The 19056-nt window shown below is 52.4% G+C and carries 14 protein-coding genes and 3 tRNA genes; 2 read left to right on the forward strand and 15 right to left on the reverse strand.

Going from position 1 to position 19056, the window contains the following annotated elements; genetic code table 11:
* Positions 1-16 precede the first annotated feature (16 nt).
* On the reverse strand, positions 17-994 hold the full coding sequence (locus KJS40_RS11830; RefSeq protein ID WP_213537980.1) for an ABC transporter permease: 978 nt from the start codon (positions 992-994) through the stop codon (positions 17-19).
* On the reverse strand, positions 987-3266 hold the full coding sequence (locus tag KJS40_RS11835; RefSeq protein ID WP_213537982.1) for an ABC transporter substrate-binding protein: 2280 nt from the start codon (positions 3264-3266) through the stop codon (positions 987-989). The genes KJS40_RS11830 and KJS40_RS11835 overlap by 8 nt, the downstream gene beginning before the upstream one ends.
* A 613-nt stretch (positions 3267-3879) precedes the next feature.
* Here KJS40_RS11835 and KJS40_RS11840 point away from each other — a divergent pair.
* Positions 3880-4662 (forward strand): SDR family oxidoreductase, encoded by a 783-nt coding sequence (locus KJS40_RS11840; RefSeq protein ID WP_213537984.1) that lies wholly within the window; start codon positions 3880-3882, stop codon positions 4660-4662.
* Between the two features lie 24 nt (positions 4663-4686).
* On the opposite strand, the gene KJS40_RS11845 is transcribed toward KJS40_RS11840, so the two are convergent.
* From KJS40_RS11845 to groES, 13 genes are all read right to left on the reverse strand, one after another.
* On the reverse strand, positions 4687-6573 hold the full coding sequence (locus KJS40_RS11845; protein WP_213537986.1) for a SurA N-terminal domain-containing protein: 1887 nt from the start codon (positions 6571-6573) through the stop codon (positions 4687-4689).
* A 61-nt stretch (positions 6574-6634) separates the two neighbouring features.
* A tRNA-Asp gene (locus tag KJS40_RS11850) sits at positions 6635-6711 on the reverse strand.
* A 17-nt stretch (positions 6712-6728) separates the two neighbouring features.
* Positions 6729-6804 (reverse strand) — tRNA-Val (locus KJS40_RS11855).
* 13 nt (positions 6805-6817) lie between these two features.
* On the reverse strand, positions 6818-7090 hold the full coding sequence (locus KJS40_RS11860) for an HU family DNA-binding protein (protein ID WP_025041659.1): 273 nt from the start codon (positions 7088-7090) through the stop codon (positions 6818-6820).
* 216 nt (positions 7091-7306) lie between these two features.
* Entirely contained in the window at positions 7307-9721 is a 2415-nt protein-coding gene (gene lon / locus KJS40_RS11865) for an endopeptidase La (protein ID WP_213537988.1), read from the reverse strand.
* An 83-nt stretch (positions 9722-9804) separates the two neighbouring features.
* Entirely contained in the window at positions 9805-11082 is a 1278-nt protein-coding gene (clpX, locus tag KJS40_RS11870) for an ATP-dependent Clp protease ATP-binding subunit ClpX (RefSeq protein ID WP_213537990.1), read from the reverse strand.
* 66 nt (positions 11083-11148) lie between these two features.
* Complete coding sequence (gene clpP, locus KJS40_RS11875; RefSeq protein WP_025041662.1) at positions 11149-11790, reverse strand: ATP-dependent Clp endopeptidase proteolytic subunit ClpP; 642 nt, start codon at positions 11788-11790, stop codon at positions 11149-11151.
* Positions 11790-13094 (reverse strand): trigger factor, encoded by a 1305-nt coding sequence (tig, locus tag KJS40_RS11880; protein ID WP_213537992.1) that lies wholly within the window; start codon positions 13092-13094, stop codon positions 11790-11792. Before tig ends, clpP begins: the two co-directional genes overlap by 1 nt.
* Positions 13095-13194: 100 nt before the next feature.
* Positions 13195-13279 (reverse strand) — tRNA-Leu (locus KJS40_RS11885).
* A 64-nt stretch (positions 13280-13343) separates the two neighbouring features.
* A complete protein-coding gene (locus tag KJS40_RS11890) occupies positions 13344-14102 on the reverse strand; it encodes a YciK family oxidoreductase (RefSeq protein WP_213538005.1) in 759 nt (252 codons plus the stop codon).
* A 178-nt stretch (positions 14103-14280) separates the two neighbouring features.
* The gene (gene hpnD / locus KJS40_RS11895) at positions 14281-15126 is read right to left on the reverse strand and encodes a presqualene diphosphate synthase HpnD (protein ID WP_213538006.1); all 846 of its coding nucleotides are present in this window, start codon (positions 15124-15126) and stop codon (positions 14281-14283) included.
* Between the two features lie 439 nt (positions 15127-15565).
* Positions 15566-17218 (reverse strand): chaperonin GroEL, encoded by a 1653-nt coding sequence (gene groL, locus KJS40_RS11900; RefSeq protein WP_025041666.1) that lies wholly within the window; start codon positions 17216-17218, stop codon positions 15566-15568.
* 44 nt (positions 17219-17262) lie between these two features.
* Complete coding sequence (gene groES, locus KJS40_RS11905; RefSeq protein WP_025041667.1) at positions 17263-17553, reverse strand: co-chaperone GroES; 291 nt, start codon at positions 17551-17553, stop codon at positions 17263-17265.
* Between the two features lie 149 nt (positions 17554-17702).
* On the opposite strand from groES, the gene bioA reads away from it, so the two are divergent.
* On the forward strand, positions 17703-19013 hold the full coding sequence (gene bioA, locus KJS40_RS11910; RefSeq protein WP_213538007.1) for an adenosylmethionine--8-amino-7-oxononanoate transaminase: 1311 nt from the start codon (positions 17703-17705) through the stop codon (positions 19011-19013).
* The last annotated feature ends 43 nt before the right edge of the window (positions 19014-19056 follow it).

Here is a 19056-nt window from a genome sequence, read left to right on the forward strand (position 1 = left end):
TTTTACCGGAGCAGCATTATTCCAGCCTTACCCTTGGGTCAACCAGGGTATAGGAAATGTCCGTCAATATAAGACCGACGATATAAAGCAATGATCCCAGAAAGACCATCGCCCGTACTACCGCGAAATCCTGTGAATTGATTGCGTCGATCGTATAGCTGCCCAAGCCGGGGATACCGAAAAACGATTCGGTAATGAGGCTGCCTAAAAATAACAGGGGGATCACCACCACCGCCCCCGTGAGTATCGGAATCATGGCGTTTCGGAGTACGTGCCCGAACAGCACGATACTTTCCGGCAGACCCTTGGCACGGGCGGTACGGACATAATCCTTGCCCATTTCTTCCAGAAAAATGGTGCGGTACCAGCGCGTGTTCGCTCCGGCGCCGCTAATCACGCCGATAATGACCGGAAGAATCAGAAACTTGGCGGCATCCAACCCCTGCCCATATCCGGAAATCGGCACCAGGTGCCATAATTTGCTGATCAGGAATTGTCCGCCAATTATATAGAATAAGCTGGAGATCGACATGAGCGCGACGCATAGTACCACGCCCCAGAAATCCACATAGGTAGCCCGAAAAAAAACCATTGTCAGCGCGAAGACGATGTAAACGCCCAGCCCCAGCAGGAATACCGGCAAAGCGATGGCCAGGCTGGGCACCATCCGTGTTCTGATTTCATGGGCAATATCACGCCCGTCGTCGGCAGGGCCGAAACGGAAAGCGAACATGGCAGCCGACTTCTCGAAAAAGATAGTATGCGTAAATTTTGCAAATCCATCCTCTGCATGGTTAAACATCAGTGGCTTGTCATAGCCGCGCTCCTGCTTCCACTTGTTGATGGCCTCGGGCGTCACACGCTTGATACCCAGTTGCATCCGTGCCATATCATCGGGCGTATTCACTACGAAGAATAACGTGAAGGTAATCAGGTTGACGCCGATGAGAATGGGGACAGCGTAAAGCACCCGCCTTACAATGTAATTAAGCATTTAAGCGCGTGACCTCGATATCTTCATTTGGCCCGGCACGCCTTATACCGGCGTTCCGCTCCTTGCGGCGATAAACGATCGCAGCGGGAAGCAGACTGATAGCCAGTATGATCACCCCCCCACCGATAGGCCACAGTACCGGCTCATTCCATTCGCGCCGCTTCTGGTTCCTCACCTCGGCATCGATACGAAAGTATTTGACATTATTGTTCGATAATCTGTTCGGTTTGACATTGCCATACCAGGAGTGATAAAGCCCGTAGTCCTTGGGATGATAACCCCACAGCCAGGGCGCGTCATGACGAAGAATATCTACCATCCTGTCGATGATGTGCTGGCGCCTGGGGCCATTCTCCATATTCTTCATCTGATCGAAAAGTCGGTTATATTCGGGGTTGGAGTAATTAGCGGCGTTTTCACCTTCGTTACCGACCTTCTGCTGAGGACCATGCAGCAGGAATAAAAAATTCTCCGGATCGGGGTAATCAGCATTCCAGCCCCACTCGAAAATTTGAGCATTGCCCTTGCGAATCTTGTCCTGAAAACGATTGTAGTCGGTACTTCGAACCACGAGCTGGATATTGAGCTTCTGAAACTGTTTGCGCATCCAGTCGAGACTGGATTTGTCCTCCGCCCCGCGGGCGGTGACATCGAAATAAAGTACCAGCGGCTCGCCTGTCTTTCTGTTCATGCCGTCTGGATAGCCGGCCTCAGCCAGTAATTTTCTGGCCGCTTCAATCGGTTTTCGCTGCGCCCGTCCGTTCACCCAGTCATACACGACTGGATTCATTCCTTCTTTTCCATCGCGGTGTCCTGCGATACCAGGCGCGATAGGGCCCTGCGCCGGAATGCCGCGGCCATTGGCAAATATGGAAACATACTCTTCATAATCGACCGCGATGGAAATGGCCTGGCGCAGCTTTCTGGCAGACTCGCGCCCATGCTTATCCGTTCCGCCCACTATGGGGTCCAGCATATTGAAGCCCAGGTAGTTCGTGGATGCCGCCACCGCCGTCTCCAGACGAATGCCCTGCGCTTTCATCGCCTCGGTCACCGTTGCTTCGCCCTGCCCGCCCGTCAGTTGGATCGCCTGATCGAAACTATCGGAGCCGATTGCGGAAGCGTCGTAATAGCCCTGCAGGAATTTGTTCCAGCGGGGAATACTTTCCCTTTCCCGGCTGTATATCACCTTATCGATAAAAGGCAGCTGCTCTCCCGCGTCCCTCAACAATCCCGCGTCCACATCACCGGGCATGCCTTCGGACGGATAAGCCTCGCCATGAAAATTGGGGTTCTTCTCCAGTATCATCACACGGTTGGGATCGTTCTCGGTGAGCATATAAGGCCCCGTGCCCACCGGATACCAGTCAAGAGTGATATTTTTTTCCGATAATCCGCTTTGGCTGTAAAAACGCTCCGCTTCCCAGGGAATGGGAGAAAAAAAAGGCATTGCCAGCCAGTACATGAATTGCGGGTATTTACCCTTGATCTTGATGCGATAGGTGTAAGGCCCCAGTACCTCCGCGCCCTCGAGAGGATAGCTGCTCAGATCCAGATAAGTATCCTTGCCCCCTTCCTTGAACTGCGCCTCGGCGACAGCCTGTAGCGTCGCGGAATATTCCTTGAGTCCAACAATGTAATCGGACATCAAGCCAAAAATGGGCGAATGCAGCCTGGGGTGTGCCAGCCGTTTAATCTGAAAAACATAATCCTCGGCAGTCAACTCGCGGGAACCGGTATCCCGAAAATCGCCCAGTTTATGAATACCAGCTAAAGCCTCCCCAGTGAGATCATGATAGTTATAATCTCCCCGCTCGTTTCTGGCGAAAGCAGGATGAGGCTGATAACGAATACCAGGCTGGATGGAAATTTCATAAATCGTATAAGCTATTTTTTCTGCGTCGGCATCGGCATGCAAATGTACGCCGTTCTTGTCGAGATATTGCGCCACCGGCATTCCTGCCGCCGCTGATGGAATCAGCTGGTAGGGGCGTTTCAAATAATGATATTGCAGGGGTGGTTCATAGATCTGCGCTGTGATGAGAATTTCGTTGGAACTATAGGATTGCACCGGATCGAGATGCTTTGGACGCTCTGCAAAGGCTGCATAGAGAATGTTTTTTTCCGAGTCGGAAGCTGGATAGGGATTGTTCCATGGATTGCCGCTACAGGCGCAGACAAAAACGGCCAGCGGGGCCAGCAGGTATTTAAGGAGCCGGATAATCCCTCCGGGGAAAACGGTTTCGACAAGATCGGACGAGGGATAATTCATAAGTACCGCCGAATAAGGCACGGTTCGCTGCTAACATAATAGTGATGCCATCTCGTGTAACGCGATGAACCCTTTATTTTACCGTAGATTACAAGGGATTGCGTGCATGGGCAGGGGCTGCGAATAATCCGTTGCGGCAAGTTTTCGCTAAAACACTCTCACCAAGCGAAACACGCTACTGGCTTTTGGACTTACTTTTCTTTGGGATATTTCATCCTGAAAAGCGATCCTCATGTTCGCCGCTTGCAAACCCTAAACGTATTTGGATTTCCGTAAGCACAGCTTTCATTGATACGATTTGATTGTATAGTGCAGAAATGGGAAAAGTTGATTGACACCCGGGCGGCATTTGATCATCTTACAAGTAAGAAAGACTTGAAGCTATAATCCCAAGTCCGGCAGTTGACCGCTCATTTGTCGACCAGCACCGTAACCGGAAAGGATTTTCGTGCCCCGTGAACTTCATCTTCTGGTGAGTTCGCTACGGGGCGTGTTTTTTCAGCTCAAGGTGCCTACCGCAATAGCTTCTCGTGTCGCTCGATCCTTTATATGCTCGCTGCCAGGACCAACTACCGATTCAGGACCATTCACTCAACATTCGTAGGTATATTACATGACACTTCTTGCTGATAAGCGCATTCTCATCGCCGGACTACTGAGTAATCGTTCCATTGCCTACGGCATTGCAAAAGCGATGCATCGCGAAGGCGCGCAACTGGCTTTTACTTATCAGGGAGAAGCGGTGCGCGAGCGGGTTCAAAAAGTAATCGCGGAGTTTGGCAGCGATTTACTTTTCCCGTGCGATGTTTCAAATGATAACGAAATTGCACAATGTTTCGACGACTTGGGAAAACGTTGGGATGGCCTTGACGGTATCGTCCATTCCATAGCCTTTGCTCCGCGCGAGGCGCTAAGCGGAGATTATGTCGAAAGCGTAAATCGCGAGGCTTTCCGCATAGCCCACGATGTGAGCTCCTACAGTTTCACTGCCTTGGCGAAAGCCGGAATACCGCTGATGCAAGGCCGAAACGGCTCGCTTCTCACACTTACCTATCTGGGTGCAGAAAGGGTTATGCCGAACTACAATGTTATGGGATTAGCCAAAGCGAGCCTTGAGGCGAATGTGCGATTCATGGCTTCCAGCCTCGGTCCCAAGGGGATACGGGTCAACGCGATTTCAGCAGGCCCGATCAAAACGCTGGCAGCGGCTGGGATCGGCAACTTCGGAAAACTGTTGAGCTATACCGAAAAAGTATCACCGCTACGGCGTAATGTTTCCATTCTGGAGGTCGGAAATGTCGCGGCTTTTCTGTGCAGCGATCTGGCAAGCGGTGTTACCGGCGAGATTACCCATGTCGATGCGGGGTTTAACACAGTCGCGTTTGATATCATGTAGCCGCTGACAGCGGCTTGTTTTCTGCTACTTCTCCAGGTTCTCGTTACTCACCGATACCTCATACCGTTTCCTGACCCCGGCCAGATAAGCCGAGAGCTCCTCCTGGGCGATCAACTGCTGCAATTGTCTGGCAAAAGCTTGTTGTTGTGCTGCCTCCGGCGGGGCTGGTTTGGTGACATGCTCGACACGAATCAGGGTAAAACCGCCTTGGGGATTCGCAATCCCGGTATAGGATGGGAGTTTTGTCGCGTCGGCCTTGAAAACCGCCCGCAGAGTTTCGTTGTCAAGACCATGGGGCTCCTTGCGGGAAATCTGCTGGGTAGCTCCCCACTTAACGGCCTCGTCTTTGCCCTCCTGCAGTTGTGCGAGCTTCTGCTTTCCCTCATTGATAGCCGCCTTGTCAGCCTCCTGCCGCGCGATAAGCCCGGAAATTTTATCCTTCAACTCCGTTATGGAGAGCGTAGTCGCTGGCCGGTAATTCAATAGCCTCGCTGAAACCAGCGTGTTCGGCGAAACTTCGACTGCCTCGGTGTTGCGTTTATCCTTGATGACATCGTCCGAAAAAGCCTCTTGCAGCAGCCTTTCGTTGGTGAAATAGGGTGGCTGACCGCCGTTCCTTCCAGTCCAGTCGCTCTGCTGTATGGATAAGCCGAATTTCTCGGCGGCGGGCTGCAGGCTATCGCTCTGCTCATATACCATATTGCTGAATTCATCCGCCATTTCGCCGAAAACCTTCTCAGCTTTCTGTTTCTTCACGTCCTGCTCAACCTGACCTTTTACCTTGTCAAAACTGACCGGTTCCGCGTTCTTGATGGCGGAAAGCTGGATGATATGAAAACCATGATCCGTCTCGACCACCTTGCTGATCTCATCCATCTTCATCTGGAAAACCGCGTCTTCAAAAGACTTGACCATCATGTTGCGCGCAAAGAAACCGAGGTCACCGCCTTTGGCCGCAGAACCCGGATCCTGGGAATATTCCCTGGCAAGATCCGCAAAGCGTTCCGGTGATTTTTTAATTTCGATAAGCAGCTGCTCAGCTTTGGCGCGTGCCGCCGCTCTCTCCGATTCCGGCGCCGTGGCAGGCGCGCTCAAAAGAATGTGGCTCGCCCGACGCTCCTCGGGTTGCCCGAATTCACTCCGGTGCTCGTCGAAGTACTTCTCCGCTTCATCAGTACTGACATGCGATTGTTTAATGAGCTCATCCAGCGATAACACCAGATACTCGAGCCGTATCTGTTCCGGCAATTGAAATTCGGCCTGGTGACTGTCATAGTATGACTTGATGGCTGCATCATCAGGTTTGATATGGCCCAGAAACTGTTCCGGCCGTATTTGAACCAGGCTAACCTCGCGCTTTTCTTCGCTCAACCGAAGGACCCGCTCCGCTACCGTATCGGAAATGAAGCCGCTTTCGCTGTAAGGCGCGATCAACTGCTGGCGCATCAGTTCCTGGCGCACCCGTGCTTCGAATGCTTGCGGACTGAGCCCCTGTCCACGCAGCAGTTCTTCATAGCGCGGCTTGGAAAATTTTCCGTCTTCTTGAAATGAAGAGATATTTTGTATTGTTTCCACAAGCTGGGCATCCGGCACAGCCAATCCCAAGCGAGATGCTTCATGCTTCAGTAAGCGCTGCTGAATCAACCCTTCCAATATTGCGGATCGCACTTCGGGCTTATCCAGCAGGGCATCGTCAAAGCCCGCTCCCATCGAAGCCCGCATGGTGTCCTTCTGATTGCGCACGGCCTGATCGAATTCCTGGCGAAGGATCTTTTCGCCAGCCGCGAGCGCAACTTGATCTTCGCCCTCTTTGCTTTGATATGATTCGAGGCCCCAGAACAGGAACGGCAGCGTGGCGAGCGCCAGGATGACCTGGACGATTCGTCTTTTTTTATGGACAAAATCAAACATTGATGGACAGAAAATGAATAAAAAAGGCGAACTTGCGTTCGCCCTGGTTTAAGCCAAAATCTGGCGGAGTGGACGGGACTCGAACCCGCGACCCCCGGCGTGACAGGCCGGTATTCTAACCAACTGAACTACCACTCCAACGATCAAAAAGCTGCTGGTGGGTGCTGACGGGGTCGAACCGCCGACATTCGCCTTGTAAGGGCGACGCTCTACCAACTGAGCTAAGCACCCCGATTAAAGAACGCTAGTTTACTGCATCCTTGAGCGCCTTGCCAGCGCTGAATTTCGGTACCTTGGTAGCTTCAATCTTGATAGCTGCGCCAGTGCGGGGATTCCGGCCGGTGCGGGCTGCGCGCTTCCCCACTTTGAAAGTTCCAAATCCAACCAGGGTGACACTTTGGCCTTTTTTCAAAGCCGCTTTAATAGCAGACAATGCACCGTCCAGCGCATTTCCCGCCGAGGCTTTGGAAATGTCGGAAGATTTGGCGATGGCATCGATAAGTTCGGATTTATTCACGTGATTCCCCTTTCGTTATTGTTAAAGAGTTACAAAAACCCTGCAATCGGTTTTATATCAAGCCGCTTGTGCTTGGTCAAGCAATTGTAAAAATATTTCAGAGAACGTTTCATACTACATTTTACGCAGGAATCTTATCCAAAATGAAAGGCCGAAAATAAAAATGGTCTATACAGCTTGCTTTCTGCCCCATCGACTGACATGGGGCAGAAATCTTTAGTGCTTGATAACAACGCTCGCTACGCCCCCTTCGGCCGCAACCGGACCCGGAGCGGATACGGGCGAGGCGGAGGGAAGCGGTTCCGGTTTGCGCTCCAAGGCCAGATCCAGGACCTGATCTATCCATTTCACCGGATGAATATCCAGTCTATTTTTAATATTTTCCGGAATCTCCGCCAGGTCCTTGACGTTATCCTCCGGGATCAGCACTGTTTTTATGCCACCGCGATGCGCCGCCAACAGTTTCTCCTTGAGGCCGCCGATTGGCAGGACCTCACCACGCAACGTAATCTCCCCTGTCATTGCCACAGCCGCCCGAGCCGGAATACCGGTCAGAGCCGATACCATCGCAATGCATATGCCGATACCTGCGCTCGGGCCATCCTTGGGTGTCGCACCTTCGGGCAAGTGAATATGAATATCGTTCTTCTGATAAAAATCGTCTGCTATACCCAATGTTCGTGAGCGACTGCGCGCTACCGAAAGGGCAGCCTGAACCGACTCCTGCATCACCTCACCCAATTTTCCGGTTGTGATGGTTTTCCCCTTGCCAGGCAACACCACAGCTTCAATGGTTAATAGTTCGCCCCCCACTTCGGTCCATGCCAGACCCGTAACCTGTCCTACCTGGTTTTTTTCTTCCGCAACGCCATACGTGTAGCGTCTTACGCCCAGATATTTGTCGAGATTCCGTCCTGTGACCGTAATCTTCTTTTGATCACTTTTCAGCAGTAATGCCTTCACGACTTTACGGCAAATTTTCGAGATTTCCCGTTCCATTGCCCGCACGCCGGCCTCACGCGTGTAATAGCGCGTGATATCACGCAGCGCAGACTCGGATACCGCCAGTTCGTTTTCCTTCAATCCATGGTTTTTTATCTGTTTAGGCAGTAAATAGCGCGTGGCAATGTTCAGTTTCTCATCCTCCGTATAACCCGACAACCTTATTACTTCCATGCGATCAAGCAGCGCCGGCGGTATATTCAGCGTGTTCGCGGTGGCGACAAACATGACATCGGACAAGTCGTACTCAACCTCGATATAATGATCCACAAAAGAATTATTTTGTTCTGGATCAAGAACTTCCAAAAGTGCAGATGAGGGGTCGCCACGAAAATCCATACCCATCTTGTCCACTTCATCCAGTAGAAACAAGGGATTCTTGACGCTCACCTTAGTCATGTTTTGCAGTATCTTGCCAGGCATCGAACCGATATAAGTGCGGCGATGGCCGCGTATCTCGGCCTCGTCACGAACACCGCCCAGCGACATGCGTACGAATTTGCGGTTGGTGGCACGCGCAATGGATTGCCCCAGCGAGGTTTTGCCTACTCCGGGAGGGCCTACCAGACAAAGAATGGGCGCTTTCAATTTATCCACACGCTGCTGCACAGCCAGATACTCGACGATTCGCTCCTTGACCTTCTCCAGCCCGTAATGATCCTGCTCAAGCACGACCTCGGCAGCACCGAGATTCTTGCTGATTTTGCTCCTTTTTTTCCACGGCAGCGCGACCAGCGCATCGATATAATTGCGTACTACCGTGGCTTCCGCCGACATCGGAGACATCAACCGGAGTTTTTTCAGTTCTGCCTCTGCCTTGGCTCGAGCTTCCCTGGACATCTGGGCTGCTTGTATTTTCTTGTCGATTTCTTCCAGATCGGCGCCATCTTCACCCTCGCCCAACTCCTTCTGGATAGCTTTCACCTGCTCGTTGAGATAGTAATCCCGCTGGCTTTTCTCCATCTGACGCTTGACGCGTCCACGAATGCGTTTTTCCACCTGAAGTATATCGAGTTCGGTTTCCAGTAATCCCAGCAAATGTTCCAGGCGCTTCGGCACATCGAAAATTTCCAGTACTTCCTGCTTTTGCTCAAGTTTCAAGGGCAAATGAGCAGCAATTGTGTCAGCAAGACGCCCTGCTTCATCTATGCCGCTAAGCGAAGTCAGTATTTCGGGAGGAATCTTTTTATTGAGCTTTACATACTGGTCGAATTGAGCCAGCATCGCGCGCCGCATTGCTTCAACCTCATGGTTATCAATAGCATCCGGAGGCAGCAATGCTGCCTGACCGGAAAAATACGTGCCGTCGTCGGTCACGTTGATAATGCGTGCGCGGCGGCCGCCTTCAACCAGCACCTTGACGGTACCGTCCGGCAATTTGAGCATCTGCAGCAGGTTTGCAACGGTGGAGACGCCATAGAGATCTTCCGGCGCCGGCTCGTCCTTGGCTGCAAATTTCTGAGCCACGAGCAAGATGCTCTTGCCGGATTCCATGGCGATTTCCAGCGCTTTTATGGATTTAGGTCTTCCAACGAAAAGAGGAATGACCATATGCGGAAAAACGACGACATCGCGCAACGGTAACAGCGGTAATGAAATTTGAGTAGGATCGTTCACTGGAGAAGACATGTCGGCTCACCTATAAGAGACAAACAAGAGTTATGGGGACGCCGCGGAGAATTTCAACGGACAATGCAAATACGGGACGTGTATCAACAGCTCTTGGCTACCTTCGGCTTATCTGAATAGATCAGGATGGGCTTGATATCGCCATTGACCGAACCATGATCGATTACTACCTTGGCAACATTTTCCAGCGATGGAAGATCGAACATCGTGTCCAGCAGAGCACTCTCCAGAATGGAACGCAAACCACGCGCCCCGGTCTTTCGGGCCAGCGCCTTCTTGGCTATTGCTTTGAGGGCCTGCTCGCGGAATTCGAGATCGACGCCCCCCTCCATGTGAAACATTTTCTGGTACTGCTTGATGAGCGCGTTCTTCGGTTCGGTCAATATTTGAATCAACGCTGACTCATCCAGTTCTTCCAGCGTTGCAACCACGGGCAGACGTCCGACGAATTCCGGTATCAGGCCATATTTGACCAGATCTTCAGGCTCCACGCCTCGCAATACTTCGCCGAAATCCTTCCGCCCGTCACGGCCTCTCACATTGGCGCCAAAACCTATCCCTCCCTTTTCGGATCGGGCGCGTATTACCTTGTCGAGCCCATCAAAAGCACCGCCGCAAATGAAAAGAATGTTGGTGGTATCCACCTGCACAAACTCTTGATTGGGGTGTTTTCTACCTCCCTGGGGCGGCACCGATGCAATGGTCCCTTCGATCAGTTTCAGCAGGGCCTGCTGTACGCCTTCCCCCGAAACATCCCGCGTAATCGACGGGTTGTCCGATTTGCGCGAAATCTTGTCAATTTCATCAATGTAAACTATCCCTTGCTGGGCCTTTTCTGCATCGTAATTGCATTTCTGGAGCAGCTTCTGGATGATGTTTTCCACATCCTCGCCGACGTAGCCTGCTTCGGTCAGCGTTGTCGCGTCAGCCATCACAAAAGGCACATCAAGCAATCGCGCCAACGTCTGCGCGAGCAATGTCTTGCCCGAACCCGTCGGGCCGATAAGCAGAATATTGCTCTTCGCCAACTCGATTTCATCGGCATCCGTCGTCTTTGCCAGGTTTCTCAGCCGTTTGTAGTGGTTATAAACCGCTACCGACAGGATCTTCTTCGCCTGCTCCTGGCCAATTACATAGTGATCGAGGATCTGGCAAATTTCATGTGGCACCGGCAAATCCGACTTGGTAAGCTTGGCAGCTTCAGCGCCTTGTATTTCCTCACGAATGATGTCATTGCAAAGCTCGATACATTCATCGCAGATGAATACCGATGGGCCGGCAATGAGCTTCTTCACTTCGTGTTGACTTTTGCCGCAGAAGGAACAATAAAGCAGTTTTTCACCGCCAGTTTTCTCTGACATAGTTTTATCCCGCATTATCCGAGCCGTTGCGCTCGTAGACCAGCAATCACTTCCACCCTATCTTTTTCAACTCGTGCTTTCGCTCCTGGAAGTTAGCACAGCATCGATCAGGCCGTATTTCGCCGCCTGCTCGGCGCTGAGAAAGTTATCCCGGTCCGTGTCTCTCTCGATAGTCTCTATACTTTGGCCGCTGTGCTTCGCCAACAGCTCATTCAACCGGTTTTTTAGAAACAGAATCTCTTTCGCATGTATCTCAATGTCCGAAGCCTGCCCCTGGAAGCCCCCTAACGGCTGATGGATCATAACGCGCGAGTTGGCGAGGCAGAAGCGTTTACCCTTGGCACCGGCCGTCAGCAACAGCGATCCCATGCTTGCCGCCTGTCCTATGCAAAGCGTGCTGACATCGGGTTTAATATATTGCATGGTATCGTAAATCGCCATCCCGGCAGAAACCAGGCCCCCAGGAGAATTAATATAAAAATGAATATCCTTGTCCGCGTTTTCAGACTCCAGAAACAGGAGTTGTGCCACGATCAGGTTTGCGGAGCCCTCGGTAACCGGGCCCACCAGGAATATGACCCGCTCTTTCAGCAATCGAGAATAGATATCGTATGCGCGTTCGCCTCTTCCACTGGTCTCGATCACCATGGGAATCAGGCCCAACCCGCTCGGCTCGAGACTACGCTGCTTCCAGTCAAGTTGCTGCATTATGATCTTCCCATTAGCTCATCTAAAGTCACTGATTTATCCGCCACTGCGACCTTCTCCAATACCCACATCACGACATTGTCTTCCAGCGCTGCGGACTCGACCTCATTAAGACGATCCGGTACGGAATAATGCCATTTGATCACCTCCGCCGGATTTTCGTAACTCTGCGCGAGATCCTCTACCACCGCACGCACCTGCTCGGGCTTTGGATGCAAGCCGTGGCTTTTTACCAGCTCCCCCAAAATCAATCCCAGGTTTACGCGCCGTTGCGCTCTTTCCAGAAGCAAATCCTCAGGCAACGGCAAGTTCTTGGCGCTCAGGCCGCGCGACGCCAGTTCCTCGCGCGCTTCCTGCATCAAGCGTTCCTGCTCCATCTCCACCAGGGCCTTGGGAGCCTGGATGGTGGTTGCATCAAGAAGCGCCTGCATGACCTGTTCCTTAAGTCTGGTCTTTATACGCCGAGACGCCTCACGCCTGAGGTTGGCCTCGATTTCGACACGCATTTTTTCAATATCGCCATCGGCGACACCCAGCGACCTGGCGAATTCCATATCGGCATCGGGCAGTCTTGAAGACTCCACCCCGTTTAAAGTCACCTCAAATACGGCAGTCTTTCCGGCGACCTCTTTACCATGATAGTCTGCCGGAAAGGTAACTTCAAATGTTTTGACCTGTCCGGCACTCATGCCGATCAGCGGTTCCTCGAAGTCTTTGAGAAGCGTCCCTTCGCCCAGCACCAAGGTAAAATTCTCGGCTTTACCTCCTGCAAACTCCACGCCATCGATGCGACCATGATAATCGATATTGATGCGATCGCCCGACTGGGCCTCCCGCTCCGCAGGTTCGTATTGAACGCGTTGTTTGCGCAAAACCTCTACTGTATTATCAATATCGGACTCGGCGATATTGACCACGGGCCGTTCGACGCGAATTGCACCCAAGTCGCCCACAACTATGTCTGGATAGACCTCAAATGTCGCGCTGAATTCAAATTGGGTCGCATTTTCTGCCGGCTGCCTGGGTTCAAAGCGAGGATAGCCAGCGATTCTGAGGTTTTTTTCGCGCACAGCCTCGCTGAAATTCTTCTTCAGCACATCGCTGATCACCTCCTGCCGCACCTGCGGGCCATACTGCTGCATGACGATTTTCAGCGGCACTTTTCCCGGCCGAAAACCGGGCAATTTCGCCGTGCGCGCCAAATGCTTCAAGCGGCTTTCAATTTCCGTCTCGATTTTCTCCTGGGGAACCGAAACGTTAAGGCGGCGCTCCAGCGCACCAAGGTCTTCGACATTCGTTTGCATTGCATTTCCTGACTGGTTGATAACATTGTGCAGCGTTAGCGACCAGGGGGAACGCGACAGCCGTCAAGATGCGCTATCGCTCAGACCGCTTACAACTCCCTGGTGCGAAAGGGGGGACTCGAACCCCCACACCTTTCGGCGCCAGAACCTAAATCTGGTGCGTCTACCAATTCCGCCACTTTCGCAGGCCGCTTTTTTTCATTGGTACCGAACAATTATACATTTTTCTTTCAGCTACAGCAGCCTGTACTACGCACCGCCCCGGCAAAATACCGTTTCGCCGCTGAGTGCTTTACTATCAGGGCCCATCAGATACAAATAGTATGGCATTAAATCCTGCGGCTGGGGCATGTCATGCTTGATCTCGGCAGGATGGGTCCGGGTTCGTTGCGGTGTATGCACGGGCCCGGGGATTAAAACGTTGATGCGCAGGTTTGGCAGTATTTCCCATTCCTGGGCCTGAATTTTTACCAACGCCTCTATTGCCGCCTTGGCCACTGCAAAGCCGCCCCAATAGGCAGCAGGCGCGTGACCATGTGTATCCGACGTCATAATGACGCTTCCATCCGGTGACGCTTTCAGCAATGGCAGGCAGGCTCGCGTCAATGCGAATGGGGCAATGAGATTGACACGCAACAGCGCCAGCCATTGGTCCAGTGTCTGCACCGCGAGCGGGGTCAAGCTGAACAGGAGCGCCGCATTGTGCAAAATGCCGTCCAACCGGCCTAATTGCAGTTTAATGGCTTGGGCAATTGCGGCGAAATCCTTGTCTTCGGCCTTTTCGAGGTCAAGTGGAAAAATTGACGGCTGGGCCCCTCCCATCGCCTCGATTTCATCGTACACGCTTTCCAGTTTCTTGACATTACGTCCGTGCAATATAACGGTTGCGCCATGCGCGGCGTATGCCAGCGCTGCAGACCGGCCCATTCCCTGCCCCGCCCCGGTGACAAGGATCACGCGGTTCTTGAGCAGATCCTTGGACGGCGTGTAATTTTCGAATTGGTTCATAGAGGGGTTTATCGGTTAAAAAATCCTGCTGGCCAAATCCCAAACCAAGCTACAAGGCGGCACCGATTCTAAGTTGTGCTTACTGCGTCAGTATGACGTTGTAATTTCCGCTATTTGGCGGTGCGCATGGGCCGTTCCAGCTTTGCCAATACTAGCCAGAATCGGCGGGGCGACGTGCCTACCCTCTCATCCAGGTCGTCCATGCGATCCATAACTTACGCATCGGCGTAAGTCTCACACGCTGACGAAGGACGTGGCAGCCGTCCTCCTTGATCTCCTTCAGCAACGCTTCATATATCCCGGCCATGATGATTCCCGGCCGCTGGTTTTTGCGATCCTCCGCAGGCAACGCTGCGAAAGCCCGGGCGTAATAACTTTCTGCACGCTCGATCTGAAACTCCATCAATTGCCGGAAGCCATCGGTTTCGCGGGAATTGAGTATGTCCTCGCTGGTTACCCCGAAACGGGCGAGTTCATCCTGGGGCAGGTAAATGCGGTCGCGGCACGCATCCTCCCCTACATCCCGTATGATATTCGTAAGCTGGAACGCGAGTCCCAGGTCTTCCGCATATTTCAGGGTTTTCGGATTTTGATAGCCGAATATCTCCGCAGAACAAAGCCCTACCACGCTGGCTACGTGATAACAGTAGTGCCTCAGGGTTTCGAAATCCGCATAGCGGTTATAGTCAAGGTCCATTTCCATGCCGTCTATGATTTCCTTCAGCCGCTGAGCAGTGAGATTGAAAGTCGGTGACACTTCTGCCAGCGCTTTCGCCACCGGGTGACTCGGCTTGTTTCCTTGTCCATCATAAAAGATCGCGTCGACTTCGTGCCGCCACCAGGCGAGTTTCGTGCGCGCCACCGATGCGTCGGTGCATTCGTCCACCACGTCGTCTACTTCACGGCAAAACGCATATAGCGCAGTAATGGCACGGCGTTTTTCCAAGGGCAAATAGAGAAAACTGTAATAGAAGCTGGAACCGCTTTGAACAGCTTTCTCCTGGCAATACTGGTCTGGGGTCATGATAAATAATTATGGAAGGAATATTGGCCACCACTGCATTGCCGTAACATCGGAATACCCATCATTTCGACTGGCTGCTATACCTATGCGTCTTGCGCAAAACATATCCATCCAATTGGAAGCCTGCAGGAGATGAAGCCTGTCAATGTAATGTGCAATGATAGCGTCGAAATCGTGGAGCGTCCGGTTCCTGCAAAAATAACGAATCCAGAAGGAACTCCTGAACAAATCTTCTCCGGGTAGCACTTATTGCAACTGCGCCGGCAAATCTGGCAATTATTCAAAGGTTCCTGCACATTACGTATACATCTTCAAAACGTCAGGTATGGGCTGCTGTAAAAATAACCGCTCATTTTCTCCAGAACGCTTTATACAATAAAAAACCCCACCGGGGCGGGGTTTTTTATTTTTCTGCGTTTTACTACGGCAGCGGCAAACCCTACATATCCATGCCGCCCATGCCACCCATGCCACCCATGCCACCGCCCATACCGCCTCCGCCACCGGATTCGTCCTTAGGCAGTTCTGCCACCAGAGCGTCGGTGGTCAGCATCAGGCTCGCCACCGAAGCAGCGTGCTGCAGAGCGTAGCGTGTGACCTTGGTAGGGTCCAGCACGCCCATTTCCACCATGTCGCCATACTCGCTGGTAGCGGCGTTGTAGCCAAAATTGCCTTTGCCTTCCAGCACCTTGTTGATCACCACCGAGGGCTCATCGCCGCAGTTGGCCACAATCTGGCGCAGCGGTTCTTCCAGCGCACGCAGAACGATCTTGATACCCGCGTCCTGATCGGCATTGTCGCCTTTGATGCTGGCCACTGCAGCACGGGCACGCAACAAGGCAACGCCACCGCCGGGAACGATACCTTCTTCCACCGCCGCCCGAGTTGCGTGAAGCGCATCTTCAACACGCGCTTTCTTCTCTTTCATTTCAACTTCCGTAGCTGCGCCGACTTTGATCAGCGCTACGCCGCCTGCCAGTTTTGCCACGCGCTCCTGCAATTTCTCCTTGTCGTAATCGCTGGTTGCTTCTTCAATCTGGTTGCGGACCTGCTTGACGCGGGATTCGATGTTCTTGGTATCGCCCGCACCATCGATGACGGTGGTTTCTTCCTTGCCGATTTCAATGCGCTTGGCTTGACCGAGTTCCTGCAGCGTCGCTTTTTCCAGAGACAGACCGACTTCCTCGGCAATGACGGTGCCGCCTGTGAGGATGGCGAGATCCTCTAGCATGGCTTTGCGGCGATCGCCAAACCCTGGCGCTTTGACTGCACAGGTTTTGAGGATACCGCGGATATTGTTCACTACCAGTGTCGCGAGCGCTTCACCGTCCACATCTTCAGCAATTATCAGAAGGGGCTTGCCGGCCTTGGCTACCAGTTCCAGCACCGGCAGCAATTCGCGGATGTTGGATATTTTTTTATCGTGCAGCAGGATAAAAGGGTTATCCAGCAGTGCGATCTGTCTGTCGGGATTATTGACAAAATAGGGTGAAAGATAGCCGCGATCGAACTGCATACCCTCGACCACTTCCAGCTCATTTTGCAGCCCGGACCCGTCTTCGACCGTGATTACGCCTTCCTTACCTACTTTCTCCATCGCGTCGGCAATGATCTTGCCGATCTCGGGATCCGAGTTGGCGGAAATACTGCCTACCTGCGCGATTTCCTTTCCGGTGGTACAGGGTTTGGAAAATTTCTTGAGTTCTTCAACCGTCGCGGTAACGGCTTTGTCGATACCCCGCTTGAGATCCATCGGGTTCATCCCGGCGGCAACATACTTCATGCCTTCTTTTACGATGGATTGCGCCAGTACGGTAGCAGTCGTGGTGCCGTCACCGGCCACGTCCGACGTCTTGCTGGCGACTTCCTTCACCATTTGCGCGCCCATATTCTCGAACTTGTCTTTCAGTTCGATTTCCTTGGCTACTGAAACACCGTCCTTGGTGATGGTGGGCGAACCGTAGGAACGCTCCAGTACTACGTTGCGGCCTTTGGGCCCCAGAGTAACCTTGACTGCGTCGGCCAGTATGTTGACCCCGTTAACCATTTTTTGGCGGGCTGAATCGCCGAATTTTACGTCTTTTGCTGCCATAATCTTTTTCTCCTAATTCCAGAAAATGTTGTGTAAGGTAAAAATTAACCTTCGATAACGCCCATGATGTCTTCTTCGCGCATCACAAGAAGTTCGTCTCCGGATACTTTTACCGTTTGTCCGGAATATTTGCCAAACAGCACTTTATCGCCGACTTTCACTTCCAACGCACGGATGGTGCCATCATCGCCGACCTTGCCTTTGCCGACCGCGACAATTTCGCCTTGATCGGGCTTCTCCGCAGCACTGTCCGGAATGACAATACCGGATGCGGTCTTGCGTTCTTCTTCCAGCCGCTTGACAATAACGCGGTCGTGTAATGGACGAATCTGCATGTTTTCTTTCTCCTGTTTTAAAAAATCAAAACGACGAAATCTGGGAAAAGCCGTATTGACGGCCTGATCCTTGGATTTATCACAAATCTGTTAGCACTCACTGCTAACGAGTGCTAATAATATGGTCTATGAGGGTGAATTTCAAGTAGATGAACAATAAATACTTGCAGGAACGCAGTTTAAAGACAGTGTGGCACCCGTGCACCCAGATGAAACAGCATGAATCGATGCCGCTCATCCCAATCGTCCGAGGTCAAGGCGTGTGGCTTTACGACAGTGAGGGCAAGCGCTACCTCGACGCTATCGGTTCCTGGTGGGTCAATCTGTTCGGTCATGCCAACCCTCGCATCAATGCCGCCATCCGTGACCAGCTTGATAAACTGGAACATGTCATGCTTGCAGGTTTCACGCATGAATCGGTAGTGGAACTATCGGAGCGCCTGCGCAAACTGGTATCGGGGAAGCTCGGCCATTGTTTCTACAGCAGCGATGGCGCATCCGCAGTGGAAATCGCGCTGAAGATGAGCTTCCATTACTGGCACAACATGGGTCATCCCGAAAAAAATCGCTTCGTAAGCTTGCAGAACGATTATCACGGCGAGACGCTGGGGGCGCTGTCAGTCACCGATGTGGCGCTGTTCAAGGATATCTACGCTCCGCTATTGCGCCCAAGTGCGCACGTCCCAACCCCGGACTGGCGTTATGCGGCTGAAGGGGAATCCCATGGCGATTATGCACTACGCGCAGCCGCCGCACTTGAAGCCTATCTCGAACAACACCATGCCGAAACCGCAGCACTTATTGTCGAACCGCTCGTACAGGGGGCAGCGGGAATGGGTATGTATCATCCCGATTACCTGAAGCTGGCGCGAACACTATGCGATAAGTACAAAGTACACATGATTGCCGATGAAATCGCGGTTGGCTTTGGCAGGACCGGAACCCTGTTTGCCTGCGAGCAGGCCCATATCGTTCCCGATCTATTGTGTCTCGGAAAGGGCTTGAGCGCAGGTTACCTGCCCCTGTCGGTGGTGATGGTCACGGATGTGGTTTATAACGCTTTTTATCACGATAAGCCTGCGTTCGGTTTTCTGCATTCCCATACTCATGCGGGTAATGCGCTTGCCTGCCGCGCCGCGCTGGCTACGCTGGATATTTTCGAACAGGATAAGGTCATTGAAGCCAATCGCGTCAAGGCCAGCTATCTCAACCATGCGGCACAACCGATTGCGTTCCATCCAAAGGTAAAAAACTTTCGTAACTGCGGCATGATCTGGGCATTCGACGTTGAGACGCCCGACCCGGATTTTTCCGGAAAATTTTTTCAGGCGGCCCTCAAGCAGGACTTATCGTTGCGTCCGCTTGGAAATACTGTCTACTTTATGCCGCCGTATACGATTGATGAACAGGAAATGGATTTGCTGGTAGCAGGAACCTTGCGGGCACTCGATTCATGGTAAAAATCAGCGCAAACAATAAACACTGTGCAATCGCGCGCTCATG

This window comes from Nitrosospira sp. NRS527 (genome assembly GCF_018406445.1).
Classification (GTDB): Bacteria; Pseudomonadota; Gammaproteobacteria; order Burkholderiales; family Nitrosomonadaceae; genus Nitrosospira; species Nitrosospira briensis.

Coding starts and splice junctions, on each gene's coding strand:
- KJS40_RS11830 (WP_213537980.1), bottom strand. CDS start 994: ATGCTTAATTACATTGTAAGGCGGGTGCTTTACGCTGTCCCCATTCTC.
- KJS40_RS11835 (WP_213537982.1), bottom strand. CDS start 3,266: ATGAATTATCCCTCGTCCGATCTTGTCGAAACCGTTTTCCCCGGAGGG.
- KJS40_RS11840 (WP_213537984.1), top strand. CDS start 3,880: ATGACACTTCTTGCTGATAAGCGCATTCTCATCGCCGGACTACTGAGT.
- KJS40_RS11845 (WP_213537986.1), bottom strand. CDS start 6,573: ATGTTTGATTTTGTCCATAAAAAAAGACGAATCGTCCAGGTCATCCTG.
- lon (WP_213537988.1), bottom strand. CDS start 9,721: ATGTCTTCTCCAGTGAACGATCCTACTCAAATTTCATTACCGCTGTTA.
- clpX (WP_213537990.1), bottom strand. CDS start 11,082: ATGTCAGAGAAAACTGGCGGTGAAAAACTGCTTTATTGTTCCTTCTGC.
- clpP (WP_025041662.1), bottom strand. CDS start 11,790: ATGCAGCAACTTGACTGGAAGCAGCGTAGTCTCGAGCCGAGCGGGTTG.
- tig (WP_213537992.1), bottom strand. CDS start 13,094: ATGCAAACGAATGTCGAAGACCTTGGTGCGCTGGAGCGCCGCCTTAAC.
- KJS40_RS11890 (WP_213538005.1), bottom strand. CDS start 14,102: ATGAACCAATTCGAAAATTACACGCCGTCCAAGGATCTGCTCAAGAAC.
- hpnD (WP_213538006.1), bottom strand. CDS start 15,126: ATGACCCCAGACCAGTATTGCCAGGAGAAAGCTGTTCAAAGCGGTTCC.
- groL (WP_025041666.1), bottom strand. CDS start 17,218: ATGGCAGCAAAAGACGTAAAATTCGGCGATTCAGCCCGCCAAAAAATG.
- groES (WP_025041667.1), bottom strand. CDS start 17,553: ATGCAGATTCGTCCATTACACGACCGCGTTATTGTCAAGCGGCTGGAA.
- bioA (WP_213538007.1), top strand. CDS start 17,703: ATGAACAATAAATACTTGCAGGAACGCAGTTTAAAGACAGTGTGGCAC.